The following is a 20,610-nucleotide window of genomic DNA, read 5'->3' as shown; positions in this document are numbered from 1 at the left end:
AGAGCGGGTTGATCAGCGGGAGGTGATCAGGGAGGTTTGTTCGGATTTTGTCCGACAGTCGAGCTTAACGCGACGAGGTGAACGACCCCCCTGCCCGGAAGGGCCACAAGAGGAAGCGCCGGTGTGCGTCGGCTCACACGTCCTGCTCGCCCCGGGCGGGCCGAGCAGGCGTGAAAAAGGGGCCCGGGCCTGTGGGAACAGGCACCGGGCCCCGCCCGGCCGCGTCAGAGCGTCGGGTACAGCGGGAACTTCGCCGCGAGCGCGGAGACGCGCGCCTTCAGGGACTCGCTGTCGTACGCCGGCTTGAGCGCCTGCGCGATGATCTCGGCGACCTCGGTGAACGCCTCGGCGTCGAAACCGCGGGTGGCCAGGGCCGGCGTACCGATCCGCAGACCCGAGGTGACCATCGGCGGTCGCGGGTCGTTCGGGATGGCGTTGCGGTTGACCGTGATGCCGACCTCGTGGAGGCGGTCCTCGGCCTGCTGACCGTCCAGCTCCGAGTTGCGCAGGTCCACCAGGACCAGGTGCACGTCGGTGCCGCCGGTCAGCACGTCCACGCCCACGGCCTTGACGTCGTCCTGCACCAGACGCGCGGCGAGGATCTTCGCGCCCTCCAGGGTGCGCTCCTGGCGCTCCTTGAACTCGGGCGACGCGGCGACCTTGAAGGAGACGGCCTTGGCGGCGATCACGTGCTCCAGCGGGCCACCCTGCTGACCGGGGAAGACGGCGGAGTTGATCTTCTTCGCCAGTTCCTGCGTCGACAGGATGACACCGCCGCGCGGACCGCCGAGGGTCTTGTGCGTGGTGGTGGTGACGACGTGGGCGTGCGGGACCGGGTTCGGGTGCAGGCCCGCGGCGACCAGGCCCGCGAAGTGCGCCATGTCGACCATCAGGTACGCGCCGACCTCGTCCGCGATGCGGCGGAAGGCGGCGAAGTCGAGCTGACGCGGGTACGCGGACCAGCCCGCGACGATCAGCTGCGGCTTGGACTCCTTGGCGAGGCGCTCCACCTCGGCCATGTCGACCTGACCGGTCTCGTCGACGTGGTACGGGACCACGTTGTAGAGCTTGCCGGAGAAGTTGATCTTCATGCCGTGGGTCAGGTGACCGCCGTGGGCCAGGTTCAGGCCCATGATCGTGTCACCCGGCTTGAGCAGCGCGAACATCGCGGCGGCGTTCGCCTGGGCACCGGAGTGCGGCTGCACGTTCGCGGCCTCGGCGCCGAAGAGCGCCTTGATCCGGTCGATCGCGATCTGCTCGACGACGTCGACGTGCTCGCAGCCGCCGTAGTAGCGGCGGCCGGGGTAGCCCTCGGCGTACTTGTTGGTCAGGACCGAGCCCTGGGCCTCCATGACGGCGACCGGAGCGAAGTTCTCCGACGCGATCATTTCCAGGGTCGACTGCTGGCGCACGAGCTCGGCGTCGACGGCGGCGGCGACGTCGGGGTCGAGTTCGTGGAGAGGGGTGTTCAGTACGGACATCAGAAGTCCCCGGGGATCAGTTGTCGGAGTGGGTGAGCGCGGCGTAGTCGTCGGCGGAGAGCAGGTCGGCCGGCTCCTCCGCGACGCGCACCTTGAAGAGCCAGCCACCCTCGAACGGAGCCGAGTTCACCAGCGACGGGTCGTCGACGACGTCCTGGTTGGCCTCGACGACCTCACCGGTGACGGGGGAGTACAGGTCGCTGACCGACTTCGTCGACTCCAGCTCACCACAGGTCTCGCCCGCGGTCACCGTGTCGCCGACCTCGGGGAGCTGGGCGTAGACGACGTCACCGAGCGCGTTGGCCGCGAACTCCGTGATGCCGACCGTCGAGACGCCGTCCTCGGCGTTCGACAGCCACTCGTGCTCCTTGCTGAAACGCAGCTGCTGGGGGTTGCTCATGACCTGATTCTCCTGGATGCGGGGGAGTGGATACGAACGGTGGTCTCGGGTACTGGGACAGCGCCGTACGGGTGCCGTACGCCGGCGGTACGGCCGCCGTACGGGGCTCCGTGCGGCGGTGACGCGGTACGGGGTCGGTGCGGAACTACTTCTGCCGCTTGTAGAAGGGCAGGGCCACGACCTCGTAAGGCTCATGCGTACCGCGAATGTCCACGCCGACGCCGGAGGTACCGGGCGCGGCGTGCGCCGCGTCCACGTACGCCATCGCGATCGGCTTGCCCAGCGTCGGCGACGGGGCGCCGGAGGTGACCTCGCCGATGACCTCGCCGTCGGCGACCACCGGGAAACCGGCGCGCGGGACCCGGCGGCCCTCGGCGATCAGACCGACCAGCTTGCGCGGCGGATTCGTTGCGGCGCGCTCGGCGGCCTCCTCCAGTGCCCGGCGACCGACGAAGTCGACCTCCTTCTCGAACTTCACGACCCGACCCAGACCCGCGTCGAACGGGGTCAGGGAGGTGGTCAGCTCGTGCCCGTACAGCGGCATGCCGGCCTCCAGGCGCAGCGTGTCGCGGCAGGACAGCCCGGCCGGGACCAGGCCGACGCCCTCGCCGGCCTTCGTCAGCGCCTGCCACAGCTCCACGGCGTGCTCGGGGGAGACGAACAGCTCGAAGCCGTCCTCGCCGGTGTAGCCCGTACGCGCGATCAGCGCGGGGACGCCGGCGACCGTGCCGGGCAGGCCCGCGTAGTACTTGAGCCCGTCGAGGTCGGCGTCGGTGAGGGAGGCCAGGATGCCGGGGGACTCCGGGCCCTGGACGGCGATCAGCGCGTACGCGTCCCGGTCGTCGCGGACCTCGGTGTCGAAGCCGGCGGCGCGCTCGGTCAGGGCGTCCAGGACGACCTGGGCGTTGGAGGCGTTGGCGACGACCATGTACTCGCTCTCGCCGAGGCGGTAGACGATCAGGTCGTCGAGGATGCCGCCGTCCTCCTGGCAGATGTGCGTGTAGCGGGCGCGGCCGACACCCACGGTGGAGATGTTGCCGACCAGCGCGTAGTCCAGCGCCTTGACGGCCTCGGGGCCGGTCAGGGTGATCTCGCCCATGTGGGACAGGTCGAAGAGACCGGCCTTCGTGCGCACGGCGGTGTGCTCGTCGCGCTCACTGGCGTAGCGCAGCGGCATGTCCCAGCCCGCGAAGTCGGTCATGGTCGCACCGAGCGAGCGGTGCAGCGCGTCGAGCGCGGTCAGGCGGGGGGCAGTGCTCATGGGTGTGGCTCCCGGGTCCCAGGGCATGACATGACGAGGACGATCCTCCCCATCTGTCATCGGAACCTGAGAGGTTCGCCGAGAGTTCCCGCACCGGGCGGGACGCGTCGTCGGCTTGCACCTTGGGTGGAGCTGTCGAACAGCCCGCTTTTCAGATCTGCCTCATCCACGCGGTACGGGGCCTGAGAGATTCAAGGGAGGAACTTGCTCCTTCGGCGCCCGGGCACGACCTCACGGCGTGCCGGGACTCTCCCGCGCGGATTCAAGCGGCCGGTATGCAGTTGGTGTCCAGATGGCGCACATCATTGCACGAGGTGGGCGGGAGCGGGCGGGCGGCCCCGAAAGTCCGCGCGGACCCGAGCGGGGCTTGAGTGGGCGCGCGCGGGCGGCGCGGGTGGGCGCGGGTGGGCGGGGTGGAACCGGGTGGGCCGGATTACCGTCTCTTTACATTCAGGTGCGGGGGAGGCGATCGCTGTGCGGAGGTTCGGATTGCCGGCTTTGACGGGGACGCTCGACGGGGTCCCGGCGCAGCGTCGGGCACCGGCGTCGGTGCGGCCGGGACGGGTCCGCGACCTGCGGGGGTCGGCGGCGCGGGGGCCGCGCCGGCTCGGCTTCGCGGCGGGGGACATCGTGGTGGTGTCCGGCCTGCCCGGCGGTGGCAAGAGCACGCTGATCAGACGGGTCGCCGGGGTCGTCGCGATCGACTCGCAGGACACCCGGGAGCGGTGGGAGCGGCGGGTGCCGGGGGCGGTCCCGTACGCCGTGTACCGGCCGGTGGTGCGGGCGGCGCACTACTGGGGGCTGTGGCGGGTGGTGCGCTCGGGGGCTTCGGTGGTGGTGCACGACTGCGGGAGCCGGGCGTGGGTACGGCGGCTCCTGGCGCGGGCGGCGCGGCGGCGGGGCCGGGCGTTGCATCTGCTGCTGTTGGACGCGACCGCGGGGGAGGCGTTGGCGGGGCAGGCGGAGCGGGGGCGGCGGGTGTCGGCGTACGCCTTCGCCCGCCACCGGGCGGCGGTGGCCCGCCTGATCCGCGCCGCGGAAGCGGGCCGCCCCCCGGCCGGCTGCGCCTCGGTCACCCTCCTCGACCGCCGCTCCGCCGCCGCGCTCACCGGCATCACCTTCCCCTGACCGGTCCCCCGCGCCACCTTCAGCGCCGGGTCGGCACATCCAGCCTCGCCGGCGTTTGAGGCGCGGGGGCCCGGCACACCCCCGGGGCCCGCCGCCCCGGGGTGTGGGGGGGGCGGGGGCGGCGGGCCCCCCCCCGGGGGCCGGGCGGCGCGGGGTGCCCGGGGGCCCCCCCCCCGCCCCCGCCCCTCAAACGCCGGCGAGGCTGAAAATGCTGGCCCCACGCCTCGAACGCCGGCGAGGCTGAGTTCGCGCCCGCGAGCTGGGGCCGAGCCGGCGACCCGGGGCCCGGGGGGTCAGGGCGACGGAATAAGGTCGGCGGGACAACGCGGAGCGACAGGCGGAGGCGGCAGATGCACGGCGGCGGGTGGCCCGACAACGAGCTGGAACACGTGCTCGGCGCGGCCCTGGGGCAGGCGGACGCCGGCGCCCGGATCCTGGAGGTGCTCGGCCGCAGCCCGGTCTGGGTGCCGCTGCCCACCGGCGGCGGCCCCGAGCACACCGCCCTCAACCTCCCGACCATGCTCATCGGCGGCGCGGCGTACGTCCCGGTCTACAGCTCCGAGGCCCAGTTCCGCGTCTGCGTCGGCACCGCCATGGACTTCGCCGTCGCCCCCGCCGTCGAATTCGCCCGCGGCCTGCCCCCACAGCTCGGCATCGCCCTCAACCCCGAGGGCGCCGTCGGCGTCCCGCTCCCCCCGCCCGCCGTCGCGGAACTCTGCCGCACCGGCCGTACCCCACTCGACGGCCCCGCCACCGGTGGCCGCGTCCGGCTCTACGAGCCCGACTGGCAGGACGACCCGGTGGACTTCCTCACCGCCGCCGCCGAGGAGTTCCGCGCCACGGGCGTGGTCGCCGCCGCCCACCGCTGCCTCGCCAGCGTCGAGGGCGGGGCGCCCCAGCTCTACATCGGTGTCCAGCTGATGGGATGGGATCCCGAGTCCCGGAACGCCCCGCTGGAGGCCCTCGGCCGGGCGCTGACCCGCGTAGCGCCGCCCTGGCCGGTGCAGTTGATCCTCCTCGACGCCGCCCAGGACCCGGTGGTCGACTACATCCGTGAGCGCGTACGCCCCTTCTACCTGCCCTAGGGCCGCTTAAGCTGGGGGCCGATACGCGTGGATGACGGGCGGACGAAGAGGGGTACCGGGTGAGTGCGTCAGGCACGGCCGCGGCCGGGCAGGTCGAGCACATGCTGCGCCAGGTGACTCCCGGGCGCTATGAGAGCTACGAGTCGCTCCTGCACGCCCTCGCCGAGGGCCGCCTGTGGATGCTGCTCTGGCAGGGGCAGCCGGGATCGCCGGACGCCCAGTACGGCGGCATGGAGGTCGACGGCCTGGGCTACGCGCCCTGCGTGACCTCCCCACAGGAGCTCGCCGCCAGCGGATGGAACCGCGGCTACGAGGTGGTCACCGGCCGGGACATCGCCCGCGCCCTGTACCCGGACCGCTGGGGCCTGTGGCTCAACCCCCATGCCCAGGGCGGCGGCCTCGGCCTCCCCTGGGCGGACCTGCGCCGGATCGCCACCGGCCTGGACCGGATGCCGGCCGGGCCGCTGCGACTGTCCGAGCCGGCGCTGGAGCTCCCGCAGTTCTACGGACTGCTCACCCAGCACGCGCACCGGACGCCCGCCGTCCGCTCGCTCCGCCGTGCCTGGGTGCAGCCGTCACTGGGGTCGGCGTACCTGGCGGTGGGGCTGGACCTGTACGACGCCTCCGCGCCCGCGCTGGAATCCGTACGGGAGATGATGCGGCAGTCGGTCGGGGCGGTCCCGGAAGGGGTCCCGGTGTGCACCGTCGCGCTCGCGGACGAGCACGATCCGGTGGCGATGTGGCTGCGGTCGCAGACCCGTCCGTTCTACGACCGTGAGGGCCAGGCGCCCTCGTACTGACCCCCGCCCGGGCTCCTCGCCCGCGCCCCGGGCGCTGGAATTCGTTCCTCCGGAAGCCCGCCCATGTTTTGAGACAGCGATAACCAGCCATCGCGAGGCCGCCGGGACCCACGGTTCCCGGCGGCCTTCGTCTTGTCCGGATTTCGCCGCCGTTGTGAGCCTGAAAAGCACTCCCCTCATGCGAGTTGGGCCGGATGTCCGGTTGCGTACCGAACGGACGGTCTTGCTCCGCTGAGGTGTGAGTGCAGTCCGGATAACGGGAATCGGGGCGTCAGATCACGGTTGCGCATCCATTCAACTGCGGGTCTGGCGGCTGGTCGAGCGCCCGATGAAGACTCCCCACCCAAGAGCCGCTCGGTCCTCCCGAACGCGGCTCGGCACGTGTTCCGCACCCGTGGTCCAGCGCCGCGGTTCCCGCAGCACTTCCCGCACTTCCTGCACTTCACACGCGTTCAGCGTGTCCCACGCACTCCGAGCGCCACTCCGCACCAACGCCGCCACAGCGGCGGGCATGGGCCGGCACACCCGTCGGCCGAGAGGGGTCCCCACCACGATGACGGCACCACTGCACGACACGAGCGCGGAGACGCCCGCACCCGTGTCCGTAGCCGACGTCCCTGCCAAGGCCATCGAAGGCCGCTCGCCCGGCCGCATCGCCTGGATGCGGCTCAAGCGCGACAAGGTCGCGCTGACCGGCGGCGTAGTCGTGATCCTCCTGATCCTGGTGGCGGTCTTCGCGCCGCAGATCGTGAGCCTGCTGGGCCACCCGCCCAACGAGTTCCACGAGGACATGATCGATCCCGACCTCGGCACGCCGATCGGTTCCTTCGGCGGTGTGAGTTCCGACTTCCTGCTGGGCGTCGAACCCACCAACGGACGCGACGTTTTCAGCCGGATCGTCTACGGCGCCCGCATCTCCCTGATCGTCGCCTTCCTCGCGGCCTTCGTCTCGGTCGTCATCGGCAGCCTGTTGGGCGCGCTCGCCGGCTTCCTCGGCGGCTGGGTCGACGGCCTCATCAGCCGCCTGATGGACCTGCTGCTGGCCTTCCCGCAGTTGCTGTTCACCATCGCACTCGTCTCCGTGGTGCCCAACAGCCTCCTGGGCTTGGAGGGTTCGAGCGTCCGCATGGCGGTGCTCATCCTCGTCATCGGCTTCTTCGGCTGGCCGTACATCGGTCGCATCGTCCGAGGCCAGACGATGTCCCTGCGCGAGCGCGAGTATGTGGAGGCGGCACGCAGCCTCGGCGCCGGCCGCGGCTACATCCTGATCAAGGAACTGCTCCCGAACCTGGTCGCGCCGATCCTCGTCTACTCGACGCTGATCATCCCGACCAACATCCTGACGGAAGCGGCCCTCAGCTTCCTCGGCGCCGGCGTCAAGCCGCCCACCGCCTCCTGGGGAAAGATGCTGTCCGACGCCATCCCCATCTACCAGGACGACCCCATGTACATGGTGGTTCCCGGTATCACGATCTTCATCACCGTCCTGGCGTTCAACCTCTTCGGGGACGGGCTGCGCGACGCACTCGACCCCAAGGGCAGCTGAACCGCTCTACCGATTCACCCACTTCTGGAGGTTGGACAACCGTGATCCGCAGAAAGCAGGCACTCGCGATCACCGCCGTGATCGCCGCCCTGTCGCTGACCGCCGCGTGCGGTGGCGACGACACCAAGAAGGCGGAGGGCGACAAGGGCGACAAGGGTTACAGCGGTGCTGCCACCGCTGTCGTGAACGCCTCCGACGCCAAGGGCGGCGAGCTCAAGCTCTGGTCCCCCCAGGACGTCGACTTCCTCGACCCGGCGCGTGCCTACTACGGCTTCGTGTGGAACATGCAGCGCCTGTTCATACGCCAGCTCTACGCGTACGACAGCAAGCCGGGCGCCGCGGGCACCAAGTTGGTCCCGGACCTCGCCGAGGGCGAGCCCGTCCTGAGCAACGACGGCAAGACGTACACCGTCAAGATCAAGGACGGCGTGAAGTTCGAGGACGGCGCGCCGATCACCGCGAAGGACTTCAAGTACGGCATCGAGCGCGTCTTCGCGCAGGACGTGCTGGCCGGAGGTCCGACCTACCTGATCGACCAGCTCGACCAGGGCCAGAAGTACCCGGGTCCCTACAAGGACACCGACGCCGACAAGATGGGTCTGAAGTCCGTCTCGACGCCGGACGACCACACGATCGTCTTCAACCTGGCGAGCGCGAACTCCGACTTCAAGTACCTGCTGGCCATGCCGTCCTCCTCGCCCGTCCCGGCGGGCAAGGACACGGGCGCCACGTACACCAACAAGCCGGTCTCCACCGGCCCGTACAAGGTCGAGAGCTTCGCCTCCGGCAAGGGTGCGACCTTCGTCCGCAACGAGAACTGGGACCCGAAGACCGACACGATCCGCAAGGGTCTGCCGGACAAGGTCACCTTCACGGTCACCACCAACCCGGACGACATGGACCAGCGCCTGCTCTCCGGCGACATCGACCTCGCCGTCGACGGCACCGGTGTCCAGCAGGCCGCGAAGAACAAGATCCTCAAGGACGCGAACCTCAAGAAGAACGCGGACAACCCGTTCACGGGCTACATCCGCTACTTCGCCTTCCCGCAGACGGTCGCGCCGTTCGACAACGTCGAGTGCCGCAAGGCCGTCATCTACGCGGCCGACCCGAAGTCGCTGCAGAACGCCCGCGGCGGCCCGACCAGCGGTGACCTCGGCGCGAACATGCTGCCGCCCGGTGTCCCCGGCGCCGACAAGTCCTACGACCCGTGGAACCTGACCGCAGGCAAGCCGCAGGAGGACAAGGCGAAGGCCGCCCTCAAGGCGTGCGGCAAGCCCGACGGGTTCGAGACCACCATCGCGGTCCGCAACAACAAGGCCCCCGAGGTCAAGTCCGCCGAGTCCCTCCAGGCCGCGCTCGCCAAGGTCGGCATCAAGGCGACGATCGACCAGTACGACGGCAAGCTCTCCTCCTCCACCATCGGTTCGCCCGAGAACGTGAAGAAGAAGAACTACGGAATCATCGTCATGGGCTGGGGCGCCGACTACAACTCCGGCGCGGGCTTCCTCCAGCCGCTGGTCGACGGTTCGTTCATCGCCCAGACCGGCAACAACAACTACACGATGCTCGACGACCCCGAGGTCAACGGGCTGTTCGACAAGGCCGCCGCCGCCCCCACGCCGGACGCCGCCGCGCCGTTCTACACCGACATCAACAAGAAGATCATGGAGAAGGCGCTCTACCTTCCCATCAACTTCGACAAGGCGCTCGTCTACCACAACCCGCGCCTGACGAACGTCTACTTCAACGACTCGATGGGCAAGATCGACCTCGCGGTCGTCGGCGTCGCCAAGTAGCCCGCGGGCACGGCAGCCAGTAGTCGGCGCCCAGTCGTCCGACCGTCCGGCGGCCCCGCGAGGCGGCCGCCGGACACCAGTAGGTCAGCAAGTACGTAAGTAAGTGCCTTCACCGCACGTGCGCTAGTCCGAAGGGCAGGTGAAGGCCGCAGGCGGCGGTCGTCGTCCCCACGAGGGGCGGCGACCGCCCGCCCCGGGCGGCCGACTGCAGTGCTCGTCTACCTCATACGGCGGCTGTTCAACGTCGCCGCCACGCTGCTGGTGGTCTCCGTGGTCACCTTCGGCATCTTCTTCGCGGTCCCGAAACTGACCGGCAGCGATCCCGCGCTCATGTACGCCGGCCGCGAGACCAACCCGACCGCCCTGGCGGGCATCCGCGTGAAGATGGGCTTCGACAAGCCCATCTCCGAGCAGTACTGGGTGTTCCTCAAGGGCATCTTCGTCGGCCGCGACTACGACGCCGGCACCGAGGTCACGCACTGCGCGGCACCGTGCTTCGGCTACTCCTTCAAGAGCGAGGCCCCCGTCTGGGAGACCATGCTCGACCGCATGCCGGTCACCCTCTCGCTCGCCCTCGGCGCGGCCGTGATCTGGGTGATCGCCGGTGTGGCCACCGGAGTGGTCTCCGCGCTCAAACGCAGGACCGCCATCGACCGGACCGTGATGATCGGAGCGCTCGCGGGCGTGTCCCTGCCGATCTTCTTCACCGGCATGGTGGCCCCCGCGATCTTCGTCTACGGCCTGGGCTGGTTGGACGTGTCCAACTACAAACCGCTGACCGAGGATCCACTGGCCTGGCTCAACAGCCTGATCCTGCCCTGGGTCACCCTGGCCTTCCTCTTCGCCGCCACCTACGCCCGCATCACCCGCGCCACCATGCTGGAGGTCCTCGGCGAGGACTACATCCGCACGGCCCGCGCCAAGGGCCTCACCGAGGGCGTCGTCATCCGCAAGCACGCCCTGCGCTCCACCCTCACCCCGATCGTCACCATGTTCGGCCTCGACCTCGGCGGCCTCCTCGGCGGCGCCGTGCTCACCGAGACGACCTTCAACTTCCAGGGCCTGGGAACGGCGGCCGTCGCCGCCATCAGCCAGGGCGACCTCCCCGTCATCATGGGCGTGACGCTGCTCGCCGCGCTGTTCGTGGTCCTGGCCAATCTGGTCGTGGACCTGCTGTACGCCGTCATCGACCCGCGCGTGAGGCTGACGTGACCGACAACCCCTCCACCTCCGCCGGCCCCCTGTTCGTACCCGAACAGGCGACGCCCGCCTCGCGGGCCTCGGCGACGTCCTTCCTGTCCGTACGCGACCTCCGGGTCCACTTCCCGACCGACGACGGGCTCGTCAAGTCCGTCGACGGGCTCTCCTTCGACCTGGAACGCGGCAAGACGCTCGGCATCGTCGGCGAGTCCGGCTCCGGCAAGTCGGTCACCTCGCTGGCCATCATGGGCCTGCACCGCACCGGTCAGGCCCGCAGCCGCCCGCACATCTCCGGCGAGGTCGTGCTCGACGGCGAGGACCTCGTCCGGGCCGACGCCGATCACGTCCGCAAGCTCCGCGGCCGCAAGATGGCGATGGTCTTCCAGGACCCGCTGTCCGCGATGCACCCCTACTACTCCGTCGGCAAGCAGATCGTCGAGGCGTACCGGACCCACAACGACGTCGACAAGAAGACGGCCCGCACCCGGGCCGTCGAGATGCTCGACCGCGTCGGCATCCCGGAGCCCCACCGGCGCGTGGACGCGTACCCCCACGAGTTCTCCGGCGGCATGCGCCAGCGCGCGATGATCGCGATGGCGCTGGTCAACAACCCGGAACTGCTCATCGCGGACGAGCCCACGACCGCACTGGACGTCACCGTCCAGGCGCAGATCCTGGACCTGATCCGCGACCTCCAGAAGGAGTTCGGCTCCGCCGTCATCATGATCACGCACGACCTCGGCGTGGTCGCCGAGATGGCCGACGACATCCTCGTGATGTACGGCGGCCGGTGCGTCGAGCGCGGCACCGCCGAGAAGGTCTTCTACGAACCCCGCCACCCCTACACCTGGGGCCTGCTGGGCTCGATGCCGCGCATCGACCGCGACCAGACCGAGCGCCTGATCCCGGTCAAGGGCTCCCCGCCCAGCCTCATCAACATCCCGAGCGGCTGCGCCTTCAACCCCCGGTGCCCCTACGCCGACGTGCCCAAGGGCGGCATCACCCGCACCCAGCGCCCCGAGCTGACCCAGGACGACACCCGGCACTGGTCCGCCTGCCACATGTCGCAGGAGGAGCGGACCCGGATCTGGACCGAAGAGATTGCGCCGAAGCTGTGAGCGACATGAACGAGGAGCCGCTCCTCAAGGTGACCGGGCTGGTCAAGCACTTCCCCATCAACAAGGGGCTGCTGCGCCGCCAGGCCGGAGCGGTCAAGGCCGTCGACGGCATCGACTTCGACGTCCGCCGGGGTGAGACCCTCGGCGTCGTCGGCGAGTCCGGCTGCGGCAAGTCCACGATGGGCCGCCTGATCACGCGCCTGCTCGAACCGAGCGCGGGGAAGGTCGAGTTCGAGGGCAAGGACATCACGCACCTCGGTGTGGTCGGCATGCGACCGCTGCGCCGTGACGTGCAGATGATCTTCCAGGACCCGTACGGTTCGCTGAACCCCCGCCACACGGTCGGCACGATCGTCGGAGCGCCGTTCAAGCTCCAGAAGGTCACCCCCGAGGGCGGCGTCAAGGCGGAGGTCCAGCGGCTGCTGTCGCTGGTGGGCCTCAACCCCGAGCACTACAACCGCTACCCGCACGAGTTCTCCGGCGGCCAGCGCCAGCGCATCGGCATCGCCAGGGCGCTGGCCCTCAAGCCGAAGCTGGTCGTCGCGGACGAGCCGGTGTCGGCGCTGGACGTGTCGATCCAGGCCCAGGTGGTGAACCTGCTGGACGACCTCCAGGAGGAACTCGGCCTCACCTACGTGATCATCGCGCACGACCTGTCGGTCATCCGGCACGTCTCCGACCGGATCGCGGTGATGTACCTCGGCAAGATCGTCGAGCTGGCGGACCGCAAGTCGCTGTACGAGGCGCCGATGCACCCGTACACGACCGCGCTGATGTCGGCCGTGCCGGTGCCGGACCCGAGGCGGCGGGGCGCGAAGAGCGGCCGCATCCTGCTCAAGGGCGACGTGCCCTCGCCCATCTCGCCGCCCAGCGGCTGCCGGTTCCACACCCGCTGCTGGAAGGCGACGGAGCTCTGCACGACGCAGGAGCCGCCGCTGGTCGCCCTCAAGACCGGGCACCAGGTCGCCTGCCACCACCCGGAGAACGCCCCCGACCAGGCGCCGGGCGACAAGGCCCTGCCGGGCGCGGCGGAAGCGGTGGAGACGCCCACCGTATAGCGGGCCCCGCCCCGTCCCCCGCCCCGACCCCGGCCGCCGACGGTGCGGCGGCCGGGGTCGGGGCCGGCCGGGTCGGTGGGCAGGCCGGTCGGGCCGGGTCGGGCCGGGTCGGGCGGTCGGGGCCTTGTCGGGGCCGACGCCGACAGCCCGCACAATGGGGGCGTGTCCCACGATCTCTTCCCGCCCGGTATCCAGCACACCCTGGACCTCGCGGGCATTTTCGTCTTCGCCACCGCCGGCGCGCTGCTCGCCGTCCGCAAGAACTTCGACGTCTTCGGCATCTGTGTGCTCGCGCTCGTCACCGCCCTCGGCGGTGGGCTCCTGCGCGACCTGGTGATCGGGGCCGTCCCGCCGGCCGCGTTCGGCGACCTCAGCTTCTTCCTGACCCCGCTGGTCGCCGCCGCGATCGTCTTCTTCCTGCACCCCGAGGTCCAGCGGATCAACCGCGCCATCAACGTCTTCGACGCCGCCGGCCTGGGACTGTTCTGCGTGTCGGGCACCACGAAGGCCTACGAGTACGGACTGGGGCTCACCGCGTGCGCCGCGCTGGGAGTGGCGACGGCGGTCGGCGGGGGCGTCATGCGCGACGTGCTCGCCAACGAAGTGCCGTCGCTGCTGCGCGACCGGGAGATGTACGCGGTCCCGGCCGTGGTCGGGGCGTCGATGGTGGCCCTCTTCATCGGCCTCGACGTGCTGAACGGTTTCACCACGGGCGTCGCGATCCTCACCGCCTTCGTGTTCCGGCTGCTCGCGATCCGCTACCACTGGCGGGCACCGCTGGCCTGGAACCGCCGCTCGGCGGTGGCCGAAGAGCCGTAACAGCGCCGTAGCAGAACAAAGCTACCGCTTAGTAGTATCGGCCGTGTACCGTCGCCCCATGGCACACACAGCGGCCCAGGCGGCCATCGGAGACAGCGAGTTCGACCGCGACACCGCCATCGCCCCCCGCGCGGGCGAGCCCGGGGTGTACGACACGGAACTCTCGGCGGGCTGGACGATCATCGCCGCCGTGAACGGCGGATACCTGCTGGCCCTGGTCGGTCGGGCGCTGTCGGCGGCGCTGCCGCACCCGGACCCGTTCACCGCCTCCGCCCACTACCTGACCTCCTCCGTGCCCGGCCCCGCCGTGATCCGCACCGAGGTCGTCAGGACCGGCCGCACCCTCTCCACCGGGCAGGCCTCGCTCTTCCAGTACGACAAGAGCGGCGCGGAGGTCGAGCGCATCCGGGTGCTCGCCTCTTACGGCGACCTCGACTCGCTCCCGGACTCCGTGCACACCACCGCGCGGCCCCCGGCCATCCCGGCGTACGACGACTGCCTCGGCGCCGAAGCCGGCCCGGCGCCCATCCCGGGCAGTTCCGCGATCGTCGACCGACTTCGGCTGCGGCTGGACCCGGCGACGGCGGGCTGGGCCGTCGGCGCGCCCTCCGGCAAGGGCGAGATGCGGGCCTGGTTCGAGCTGGCCGACGGTCGGGACGCGGACCCGCTCTCCCTGTTGCTGGCCGTGGACGCGCTGCCGCCGACCTCCTTCGACCTCGGCCTGATGGGCTGGACCCCGACCGTCGAACTCACCACCCACGTCCGCCACCGCCCCGCCCCGGGCCCGCTGCGGGTCGCCCTCACCACGCGCAACCTGGCCGGCGGGTTCCTGGAGGAAGACGCCGAGGTCTGGGACTCGACGGACCGCCTGGTCGCCCAGTCCCGCCAACTGGCCCGCGCGCCGCGCGCCTGACGGGCCCGGATGCCCGGCCGCGTGGCCTTCGGCCGCGCCGCCCGCCGCCCGCCGGCGGCCCGCGCCCCGCGCGGGACGCCCCTGAGGGCAGGGCTCCGACCCCTCCGACCCTGCCGGTCCCTGCCGCCGGCCCGGCCGGCGACCGGCAGGCCGGACCTCCGGCCGGGCCCGGACGTTGCCTGCTCCCGATCCGGCTCGGGCACCCGGGCGGCGCCCCTGGGGCCGGGACCCGGCCCGGCTCGCGCCGGCGCTCCCGACGGCGCCCCCCGGGCCGGGCCCGGGTCGCCCTTGTGCCTTGGCCGCCCCGCTCCCGAGCAGGCGGGGCGGAGCCGGCCCCGGGGCCCGGACGCGTGCCCGTCGGGGCCGGGCCGGGGTGGCTCGGGGGCCGGAGGGGGTGGGGGAGGTGGGGGGCTCGTAGAATCGGGGGATCATGGCCTACCTCGATCACGCCGCAACCACGCCGATGCTGCCGGAGGCGGCTGCGGCGATGACCGCGCAGTTCGCCGCCACGGGAAACGCGTCCTCCCTGCACGCCGCCGGCCGTCGCGCCCGCCGCACCGTCGAAGAGGCGCGCGAGGCACTCGCCGAAGCCCTCGGCGCGCGCCCGAGCGAGGTGGTCTTCACCGCCGGCGGCACCGAGGCCGACAACCTCGCCGTCAAGGGCCTCTACTGGGCCCGCCGCGACCAGGACCCCGCCCGGACCCGCGTCCTCGCCAGCCCCGTCGAGCACCACGCCGTCCTCGACGCCGTCCACTGGCTCGCCGAGCACGAAGGCGCCCGCGTCGAGTACCTGCCCGTGGACCGGTACGGCCGTGTTCACCCCGAGGCGTTCCGCGAGGCGGTCGAGCGAGACCCCGACGACATCGCCCTCGCCACCGTCATGTGGGCCAACAACGAGATCGGCACCGTCCTGCCCGTCCGTGAACTCGCGGCCATCGGGGGCGAGTTCGGCATCCCCCTGCACTCCGACGCGGTCCAGGCGTTCGGGCAGCTCGATGTCCGCTTCGGCGACAGCGGCCTCGCGGCCATGACCGTGAGCGGCCACAAGGTCGGCGGCCCCTACGGCATCGGCGCGCTGCTCCTCGGCCGCGACCAGAGCCCCGTACCCGTCCTGCACGGCGGCGGCCAGGAGCGCCACGTGCGCTCGGGCACCCTCGACGTGCCCGCCATCGCCGCGTTCGCGGTCGCCGCCGTCCTCGCCGCCGAGCGGCGCGAGACCTTCGCCGCCCGCGTCGGCGCCCTGCGCGACGAACTGATCACCGCCGTGCTGCGGGAGGTGCCCGACGCCGTCCTCGGCGGCGACCCCGCCGAGCGGCTCCCCGCCAACGCCCACTTCAGCTTCCCCGGCTGCGAGGGCGACTCCCTGCTGCTCCTCCTCGACGCCCAGGGCATCGAATGCTCCACCGGCTCGGCCTGCACGGCGGGCGTCGCCCAGCCCAGCCACGTCCTGCTCGCCACCGGCACCGATCCAGAGCTGGCCCGCGGCACCCTGCGGTTCTCCCTCGGCCACACCTCCACCAAGGAGGACATCGACGCCGTGGCCGCCGCCATCGGCCCGGCCGTGGCCCGCGCCCGCACCGCCGGCCTCAGCTAGGTCTGGCCGTCTCCGCGCGCAGCGCCTCGCCGACCATGCGCAGGTACCGGTCCCAGTCCCACAGCGGGCCGGGATCGGTGTGGTCGGTGCCCGGGACCTCGGAGTGGCCCAGGAGGTGCTTGCGGTCGACGGGTATGCCGTACCTGCGGCAGACGTCCGCCGCCAGCCGGGCCGACGCCGCGTACATCGCGTCGGTGAAGTCCTGCGGCCGATCGACGAAGCCCTCGTGCTCGATGCCGACGCTGCGCTCGTTCATCGAGCGGTTCCCGGAGTGGAACGCCACGTCCAGCTCGCGGACCATCTGCTCCACATGCCCGTCCTGGCGGACTATGTAGTGCGCCGACGCCTTGTGCCACGGGTTCTTGAAGGCGTCCACCGAGGTCTTGAAGCTTCCTTGCGTGACATGGACGACGATCCGGTCCACCCGGTAGTCGTCCGGCCGGTCCGCCCTCCGCCAGTTCGCCGGCGAGGCCGCCGTCCAACTCGCGCCGGCGTGGTCCAGCGCCCCCTCCTCGCGCGGCTTGGACACCCCCGGCAGCAGCCACCAGGCGCGCCCCAGCTCCTCCCGCCCCGCGACCGCCGCCACCGCGACGACCCCGAGCCCACCGAAGAGCACCGCCCTGCGGGTCCTGCCCCCGCCCCTGCTCTCGTCCCCGCTCGCCATGTGATCCACCCCCCGTACCCCAGAACGCGCTGGGACCCCGCCCGGTTCCCCCGTACTCTGGACGGTGCTATGACTGAGAACCTCCCGCGCACCGCCCGCCCACTTCGCGTCCTGGCCGCCATGTCCGGCGGCGTGGACTCCGCCGTCGCCGCCGCCCGCGCGGTCGAAGCCGGGCACGACGTGACCGGCGTCCACCTCGCGCTCTCCGCGAACCCGCAGTCCTTCCGGACCGGTGCCCGCGGCTGCTGCACCATCGAGGACTCCCGCGACGCCCGGCGCGCCGCCGACGTCATCGGCATCCCGTTCTACGTCTGGGACCTCGCCGAACGCTTCCGCGAGGACGTGGTGGAGGACTTCATCTCGGAGTACGAGGCCGGGCGCACCCCCAACCCCTGCCTGCGCTGCAACGAGAAGATCAAGTTCGCCGCCCTGCTCGACAAGGCGCTCGCCCTCGGCTTCGACGCCGTCTGCACCGGCCACTACGCCACCGTCGTCCTGAACGAGGACGGCACCCGCGAGCTGCACCGCGCCTCCGACATGGCCAAGGACCAGTCGTACGTGCTCGGCGTCCTCGACGAGAAGCAGCTCGCCCACGCCCTCTTCCCGCTCGGCGACACCCTCACCACCAAGGACGAGATCCGCGCCGAGGCCGAGCGCCGTGGCCTGGCCGTCGCGAAGAAGCCCGACAGCCACGACATCTGCTTCATCGCCGACGGCGACACCCAGGGCTTCCTCGCGAGCCGGCTGGGCAAGGCCGAGGGCGACATCGTGGACGGTGCGACCGGCGAGAAGGTCGGCAGCCACGACGGTGCCTTCGGCTTCACCATCGGCCAGCGCAAGGGTCTGCGCATCGGGCACCCGGCCCCGGACGGCAAGCCGCGCTACGTCCTCGACATCTCGCCGGTGAACAACACGGTGACCGTCGGCCCCGTCGAAGCCCTCGACATCAGCGCCCTCACCGCCATCCGCCCCCGCTGGTGCGGCTCCACCCCGGCCGCCACCGGGACGTACACCGCGCAGCTGCGCGCCCACGGCGGCGAGACCGAGGTCTTCGCCGAGGTCGTGGACGGCGAACTGCGCGTCTCCTTCACGGAGCCGGTACGCGGCGTGGCTCCCGGTCAGGCGATCGTGCTCTACGACGGCACGCGCGTGGTCGGCTCCGCCACCATCGCCACCACCACCCGCGCCGCCGCTACCGTCTGAGCCGGCTCGGGCATCCGCCCGGGCCACCCTCAGGCCACCGCCCGGGCGACCGTCAGGCCACCGTCAGGACGATCTTGCCGGTGGTCCGGCCCTGCTCGCCGATCTCGTGGGCCTTCGCCGCCTGCTCCAGCGGCAGGACCGTGTCGACCACCACCCGCAGCTCGCCCGCCTCGACCAGCGCGGCGATCTCCAGCAGGCCGCGGTAGTCCGGCTCCACCAGCGTCCAGCCGGTGCGCACGCCCGGGGCGTCGGCCGGGACGGCGTCCGGGCCCGGCAGGGTCACCAGCCGGCCGCCCGGCCGCAGCACGCCCAGCGAGCGCTGCCCGTAGTCCCCGCCGATCGCGTCGATGACGACGTCGATGTCCGAGGTGGCCTCCTCGAAGGCGGTGGTCCGGTAGTCGATCACCTCGTCCGCGCCGAGCTCCCGCAGCAGCTCGTGCTTGGCGGCGCTCGCGGTGCCGATCACGTACGCGCCCCGCGCCTTCGCGATCTGCACGGCCAGGTGACCGACCCCGCCCGCCGCCGCGTGCACCAGGACCCGCTCTCCCGCCTTCAGCCGGGCGGTGTCCACCAGGGCCTGCCAGGCGGTGAGGGCCGCCAGCGGGAGCGCTGCCGCCGCCACGTGGTCGAGCGAGGCCGGCTTGGGCGCGAAGTGCCGCGCCGGGCCGGTCACGTACTCGGCGTAGGCGCCGGCCTGGCGCGGGAAGTGCGGCATGCCGTACACCTCGTCGCCCGGGCGGTACACGGTCACGCCCGGCCCGACCGCCTCGACGGTGCCCGAGACGTCCCAGCCGACCGCCGGGACCTCGGCCCAGTCGATCAGTGCGCCGGAGGCCCGGGTCTTGAAGTCGACGGGGTTCACGCCGGCCGCGTGGACCCGTACGAGGATCTCGTTCAGACCGGGCTCGGGCCGCTCGACCTCGACCTCGGTGAGAACCTCGGGGCCACCCCACTGGCTGACGACGACGGCACGCATGAATGTCTCCTCGGTTGCGCTCTGTGCCGGTTTTCCCGGCCGTGCCACCAGCTTGGCCGCGCCGAGGCCGGCGTGGTGTTGGCCGGACGGCCACCATGTGACAGGATCTGGCCATGCCCGGTTTGCATCGAATCGCCGTACTCGCCCTCGACGGCGTCGCCCCCTTCGAGCTCGGCATGCCGTCCCGCGTCTTCGGCAACGCCCTGACCGCGGACGGCGACGCCCTCTACGAGGTCACCGTCTGCACCGCGGACGGCCTGCCCGTCGCCAGCGACGCGGGCTTCACGGTCGGGGTCGGCGCGGGCCCCGAGGCGCTCGCCACCGCCGACACCGTGATCGTCCCGCCGACCCACGCCATGCCCGGGCTGCTGCGCGGCGAACCGCTGCCGACCGCCCTCGCCGACGCCCTCGCGGCCATCCGCCCCGGCACCCGCGTCGTGTCCATCTGCACCGGCTCCGAGGTGCTCGCCGCCGCCGGACTGCTCGACGGCCGACCCGCCACCACCCACTGGGTGCACGCCCCGGCCTTCCAGCGGGCCTTCCCGCGCGTCAAGGTCGACGAGGACGTGCTCTTCGTCGACGACGGCGACATCCTCACCTCCGCCGGGGTCGCCGCCGGCATCGACCTCTGCCTCTACCTCGTCCGCGCCGACCACGGCACCGCCGTCGCCAACCGCGCCGCGCGGCTGTGCGTCGTACCGCCGTGGCGCGACGGGGGACAGGCCCAGTACATCGTCCGACCGGTGCCCGAACCGACCGTCGCCACCACCACCGCCACCCGGGCCTGGGCACTGGAACGGCTCGCCCGGCCGCTCACCCTCGCCGAGCTGGCCGCACACGCCAGGATGAGCCTGCGCACCTTCACCCGGCGCTTCCGTGACGAGGTCGGCATGACCCCCGTCCAATGGCTTACCGGTCAACGCCTCGACCTGGCACGGCAGTTGCTCGAATCCAGCGACCTGCCCGTCGACCTCGTCGCCCACCGCTCCGGCTTCGGCTCCGCCAACTCCCTGCGCCAGCACATGCGGGCCACCCTGGGCATCTCCCCGATCGCCTACCGGCGCACCTACCGCCCGGCCCTCGTGGAGGCATGAGGCCCGAACGGCATGACCTCCGAGGTAATGGCCGCGCCGGCCGCGGCTTGGCAGGATCGAGTCAACGAACCGATCCGGTCCACGACTTGCGGAGGAACCACCATGACCGCGTACGCCATCGCCCACATCCGCCCCGAGACGATGAACGAGGACATCCTCCGCTACATCGAGGAGATCCAGTCCACCATGGACCCCTTCGAGGGCCGTTTCGTCGTCCACGGCAAGGAAGTCGAGGTCCTGGAAGGCCCCTTCCCCGGCACCGTCGTGGTCATCTCCTTCCCGGACATCGACACGGCCCGCGCCTGGTACACCTCGCCCGCCTACCAGGCCATCCTCCCGCTGCGCACCCGGCACATCCCCGGCGAGATCATCCTGGTCGACGGCGTCCCGCCGGGCTACGACGCCCGGAAGACCGCCGCCGGCCTGCGCGAGGCCGCCGGTCTCTGACCGCAGGCCCCCACCGCACCCCGG

The 20,610-nt window shown here is 71.7% G+C and carries 19 protein-coding genes and 1 riboswitch; of the genes, 14 read left to right on the top strand and 5 right to left on the bottom strand.

The window, feature by feature from the left end; translation table 11 throughout:
• Positions 1–224: 224 nt before the first annotated feature.
• The 3 genes from glyA to gcvT form a co-directional block, all read right to left on the bottom strand.
• A complete protein-coding gene (gene glyA / locus ACFVXJ_RS18915; RefSeq protein WP_389662974.1) occupies positions 225–1,481 on the bottom strand; it encodes a serine hydroxymethyltransferase in 1,257 nt (418 codons plus the stop codon).
• Between the two features lie 16 nt (positions 1,482–1,497).
• Positions 1,498–1,881 carry a glycine cleavage system protein GcvH gene (gene gcvH / locus ACFVXJ_RS18910; protein ID WP_389662973.1) on the bottom strand — a complete coding sequence of 128 codons (384 nt, stop codon included), beginning with the start codon at positions 1,879–1,881 and terminating at the stop codon, positions 1,498–1,500.
• A 145-nt stretch (positions 1,882–2,026) separates the two neighbouring features.
• A complete protein-coding gene (gene gcvT / locus ACFVXJ_RS18905; RefSeq protein ID WP_389662971.1) occupies positions 2,027–3,142 on the bottom strand; it encodes a glycine cleavage system aminomethyltransferase GcvT in 1,116 nt (371 codons plus the stop codon).
• Positions 3,143–3,303: 161 nt separating this feature from the next.
• Positions 3,304–3,407, bottom strand: a riboswitch (glycine riboswitch).
• A 224-nt stretch (positions 3,408–3,631) separates the two neighbouring features.
• On the opposite strand from gcvT, the gene ACFVXJ_RS18900 reads away from it, so the two are divergent.
• From ACFVXJ_RS18900 to ACFVXJ_RS18850, 11 genes are all read left to right on the top strand, one after another.
• Positions 3,632–4,270, top strand: coding sequence for an AAA family ATPase (locus ACFVXJ_RS18900; protein ID WP_389662970.1), 639 nt, complete (start codon positions 3,632–3,634; stop codon positions 4,268–4,270).
• A 350-nt stretch (positions 4,271–4,620) separates the two neighbouring features.
• Positions 4,621–5,355, top strand: coding sequence for an enhanced serine sensitivity protein SseB (locus ACFVXJ_RS18895; protein WP_389662968.1), 735 nt, complete (start codon positions 4,621–4,623; stop codon positions 5,353–5,355).
• A 59-nt stretch (positions 5,356–5,414) separates the two neighbouring features.
• On the top strand, positions 5,415–6,155 hold the full coding sequence (locus tag ACFVXJ_RS18890; RefSeq protein ID WP_351384798.1) for an enhanced serine sensitivity protein SseB C-terminal domain-containing protein: 741 nt from the start codon (positions 5,415–5,417) through the stop codon (positions 6,153–6,155).
• Between the two features lie 553 nt (positions 6,156–6,708).
• On the top strand, positions 6,709–7,701 hold the full coding sequence (locus ACFVXJ_RS18885) for an ABC transporter permease (RefSeq protein ID WP_389662966.1): 993 nt from the start codon (positions 6,709–6,711) through the stop codon (positions 7,699–7,701).
• A 41-nt stretch (positions 7,702–7,742) separates the two neighbouring features.
• On the top strand, positions 7,743–9,500 hold the full coding sequence (locus ACFVXJ_RS18880; RefSeq protein WP_389662964.1) for an ABC transporter substrate-binding protein: 1,758 nt from the start codon (positions 7,743–7,745) through the stop codon (positions 9,498–9,500).
• Between the two features lie 210 nt (positions 9,501–9,710).
• Positions 9,711–10,712: an ABC transporter permease gene (locus tag ACFVXJ_RS18875; RefSeq protein ID WP_361309146.1), complete on the top strand. Its 1,002-nt coding sequence runs from the start codon at positions 9,711–9,713 to the stop codon at positions 10,710–10,712.
• 29 nt (positions 10,713–10,741) lie between these two features.
• Positions 10,742–11,818, top strand: coding sequence for an ABC transporter ATP-binding protein (locus ACFVXJ_RS18870; RefSeq protein ID WP_389663245.1), 1,077 nt, complete (start codon positions 10,742–10,744; stop codon positions 11,816–11,818).
• Between the two features lie 5 nt (positions 11,819–11,823).
• Positions 11,824–12,876 (top strand): ABC transporter ATP-binding protein, encoded by a 1,053-nt coding sequence (locus ACFVXJ_RS18865; RefSeq protein WP_389663243.1) that lies wholly within the window; start codon positions 11,824–11,826, stop codon positions 12,874–12,876.
• A 162-nt stretch (positions 12,877–13,038) separates the two neighbouring features.
• Positions 13,039–13,695 (top strand): trimeric intracellular cation channel family protein, encoded by a 657-nt coding sequence (locus tag ACFVXJ_RS18860; protein WP_389662962.1) that lies wholly within the window; start codon positions 13,039–13,041, stop codon positions 13,693–13,695.
• A 58-nt stretch (positions 13,696–13,753) separates the two neighbouring features.
• Positions 13,754–14,608, top strand: coding sequence for a thioesterase family protein (locus ACFVXJ_RS18855; RefSeq protein WP_389662960.1), 855 nt, complete (start codon positions 13,754–13,756; stop codon positions 14,606–14,608).
• A gap of 430 nt (positions 14,609–15,038) precedes the next feature.
• On the top strand, positions 15,039–16,202 hold the full coding sequence (locus ACFVXJ_RS18850) for a cysteine desulfurase family protein (protein ID WP_389662959.1): 1,164 nt from the start codon (positions 15,039–15,041) through the stop codon (positions 16,200–16,202).
• Here the strand turns inward: ACFVXJ_RS18850 and ACFVXJ_RS18845 are convergent.
• Positions 16,195–16,866 carry an N-acetylmuramoyl-L-alanine amidase gene (locus tag ACFVXJ_RS18845; RefSeq protein WP_389662957.1) on the bottom strand — a complete coding sequence of 224 codons (672 nt, stop codon included), beginning with the start codon at positions 16,864–16,866 and terminating at the stop codon, positions 16,195–16,197. The two genes, ACFVXJ_RS18850 and ACFVXJ_RS18845, sit on opposite strands and share 8 nt — an antisense overlap.
• 69 nt (positions 16,867–16,935) lie before the next feature.
• On the opposite strand from ACFVXJ_RS18845, the gene mnmA reads away from it, so the two are divergent.
• Positions 16,936–18,069 carry a tRNA 2-thiouridine(34) synthase MnmA gene (mnmA, locus tag ACFVXJ_RS18840; RefSeq protein WP_389662956.1) on the top strand — a complete coding sequence of 378 codons (1,134 nt, stop codon included), beginning with the start codon at positions 16,936–16,938 and terminating at the stop codon, positions 18,067–18,069.
• A gap of 52 nt (positions 18,070–18,121) precedes the next feature.
• Here the strand turns inward: mnmA and ACFVXJ_RS18835 are convergent, their stop codons facing one another.
• The gene (locus tag ACFVXJ_RS18835) at positions 18,122–19,045 is read right to left on the bottom strand and encodes an NADP-dependent oxidoreductase (RefSeq protein ID WP_389662954.1); all 924 of its coding nucleotides are present in this window, start codon (positions 19,043–19,045) and stop codon (positions 18,122–18,124) included.
• A gap of 113 nt (positions 19,046–19,158) precedes the next feature.
• Here ACFVXJ_RS18835 and ACFVXJ_RS18830 point away from each other — a divergent pair, with 113 nt between their 5' ends.
• Together ACFVXJ_RS18830 and ACFVXJ_RS18825 are read left to right on the top strand one after the other, a co-directional pair.
• On the top strand, positions 19,159–20,139 hold the full coding sequence (locus ACFVXJ_RS18830; RefSeq protein WP_389662953.1) for a GlxA family transcriptional regulator: 981 nt from the start codon (positions 19,159–19,161) through the stop codon (positions 20,137–20,139).
• A 102-nt stretch (positions 20,140–20,241) separates the two neighbouring features.
• Positions 20,242–20,586: a DUF1330 domain-containing protein gene (locus tag ACFVXJ_RS18825; RefSeq protein ID WP_389662951.1), complete on the top strand. Its 345-nt coding sequence runs from the start codon at positions 20,242–20,244 to the stop codon at positions 20,584–20,586.
• Positions 20,587–20,610: the final 24 nt, after the last annotated feature.

The organism is Streptomyces sp. NPDC058279, assembly GCF_042881255.1.
Taxonomy (GTDB): domain Bacteria; phylum Actinomycetota; class Actinomycetes; order Streptomycetales; family Streptomycetaceae; genus Streptomyces.
The sequence above is the reverse complement of the archived record's forward strand: the minus strand, read 5'-3'. Positions and strand labels throughout refer to the sequence as shown.

Excerpts from the sequence above, each read along its gene's own strand:
- glyA (WP_389662974.1), bottom strand. The coding sequence starts at position 1,481 with ATGTCCGTACTGAACACCCCTCTCCACGAACTCGACCCCGACGTCGCC.
- gcvH (WP_389662973.1), bottom strand. The coding sequence starts at position 1,881 with ATGAGCAACCCCCAGCAGCTGCGTTTCAGCAAGGAGCACGAGTGGCTG.
- gcvT (WP_389662971.1), bottom strand. The coding sequence starts at position 3,142 with ATGAGCACTGCCCCCCGCCTGACCGCGCTCGACGCGCTGCACCGCTCG.
- ACFVXJ_RS18895 (WP_389662968.1), top strand. The coding sequence starts at position 4,621 with ATGCACGGCGGCGGGTGGCCCGACAACGAGCTGGAACACGTGCTCGGC.
- ACFVXJ_RS18885 (WP_389662966.1), top strand. The coding sequence starts at position 6,709 with ATGACGGCACCACTGCACGACACGAGCGCGGAGACGCCCGCACCCGTG.
- ACFVXJ_RS18865 (WP_389663243.1), top strand. The coding sequence starts at position 11,824 with ATGAACGAGGAGCCGCTCCTCAAGGTGACCGGGCTGGTCAAGCACTTC.
- ACFVXJ_RS18855 (WP_389662960.1), top strand. The coding sequence starts at position 13,754 with ATGGCACACACAGCGGCCCAGGCGGCCATCGGAGACAGCGAGTTCGAC.
- ACFVXJ_RS18850 (WP_389662959.1), top strand. The coding sequence starts at position 15,039 with ATGGCCTACCTCGATCACGCCGCAACCACGCCGATGCTGCCGGAGGCG.
- ACFVXJ_RS18845 (WP_389662957.1), bottom strand. The coding sequence starts at position 16,866 with ATGGCGAGCGGGGACGAGAGCAGGGGCGGGGGCAGGACCCGCAGGGCG.
- mnmA (WP_389662956.1), top strand. The coding sequence starts at position 16,936 with ATGACTGAGAACCTCCCGCGCACCGCCCGCCCACTTCGCGTCCTGGCC.
- ACFVXJ_RS18835 (WP_389662954.1), bottom strand. The coding sequence starts at position 19,045 with ATGCGTGCCGTCGTCGTCAGCCAGTGGGGTGGCCCCGAGGTTCTCACC.
- ACFVXJ_RS18830 (WP_389662953.1), top strand. The coding sequence starts at position 19,159 with ATGCCCGGTTTGCATCGAATCGCCGTACTCGCCCTCGACGGCGTCGCC.
- ACFVXJ_RS18825 (WP_389662951.1), top strand. The coding sequence starts at position 20,242 with ATGACCGCGTACGCCATCGCCCACATCCGCCCCGAGACGATGAACGAG.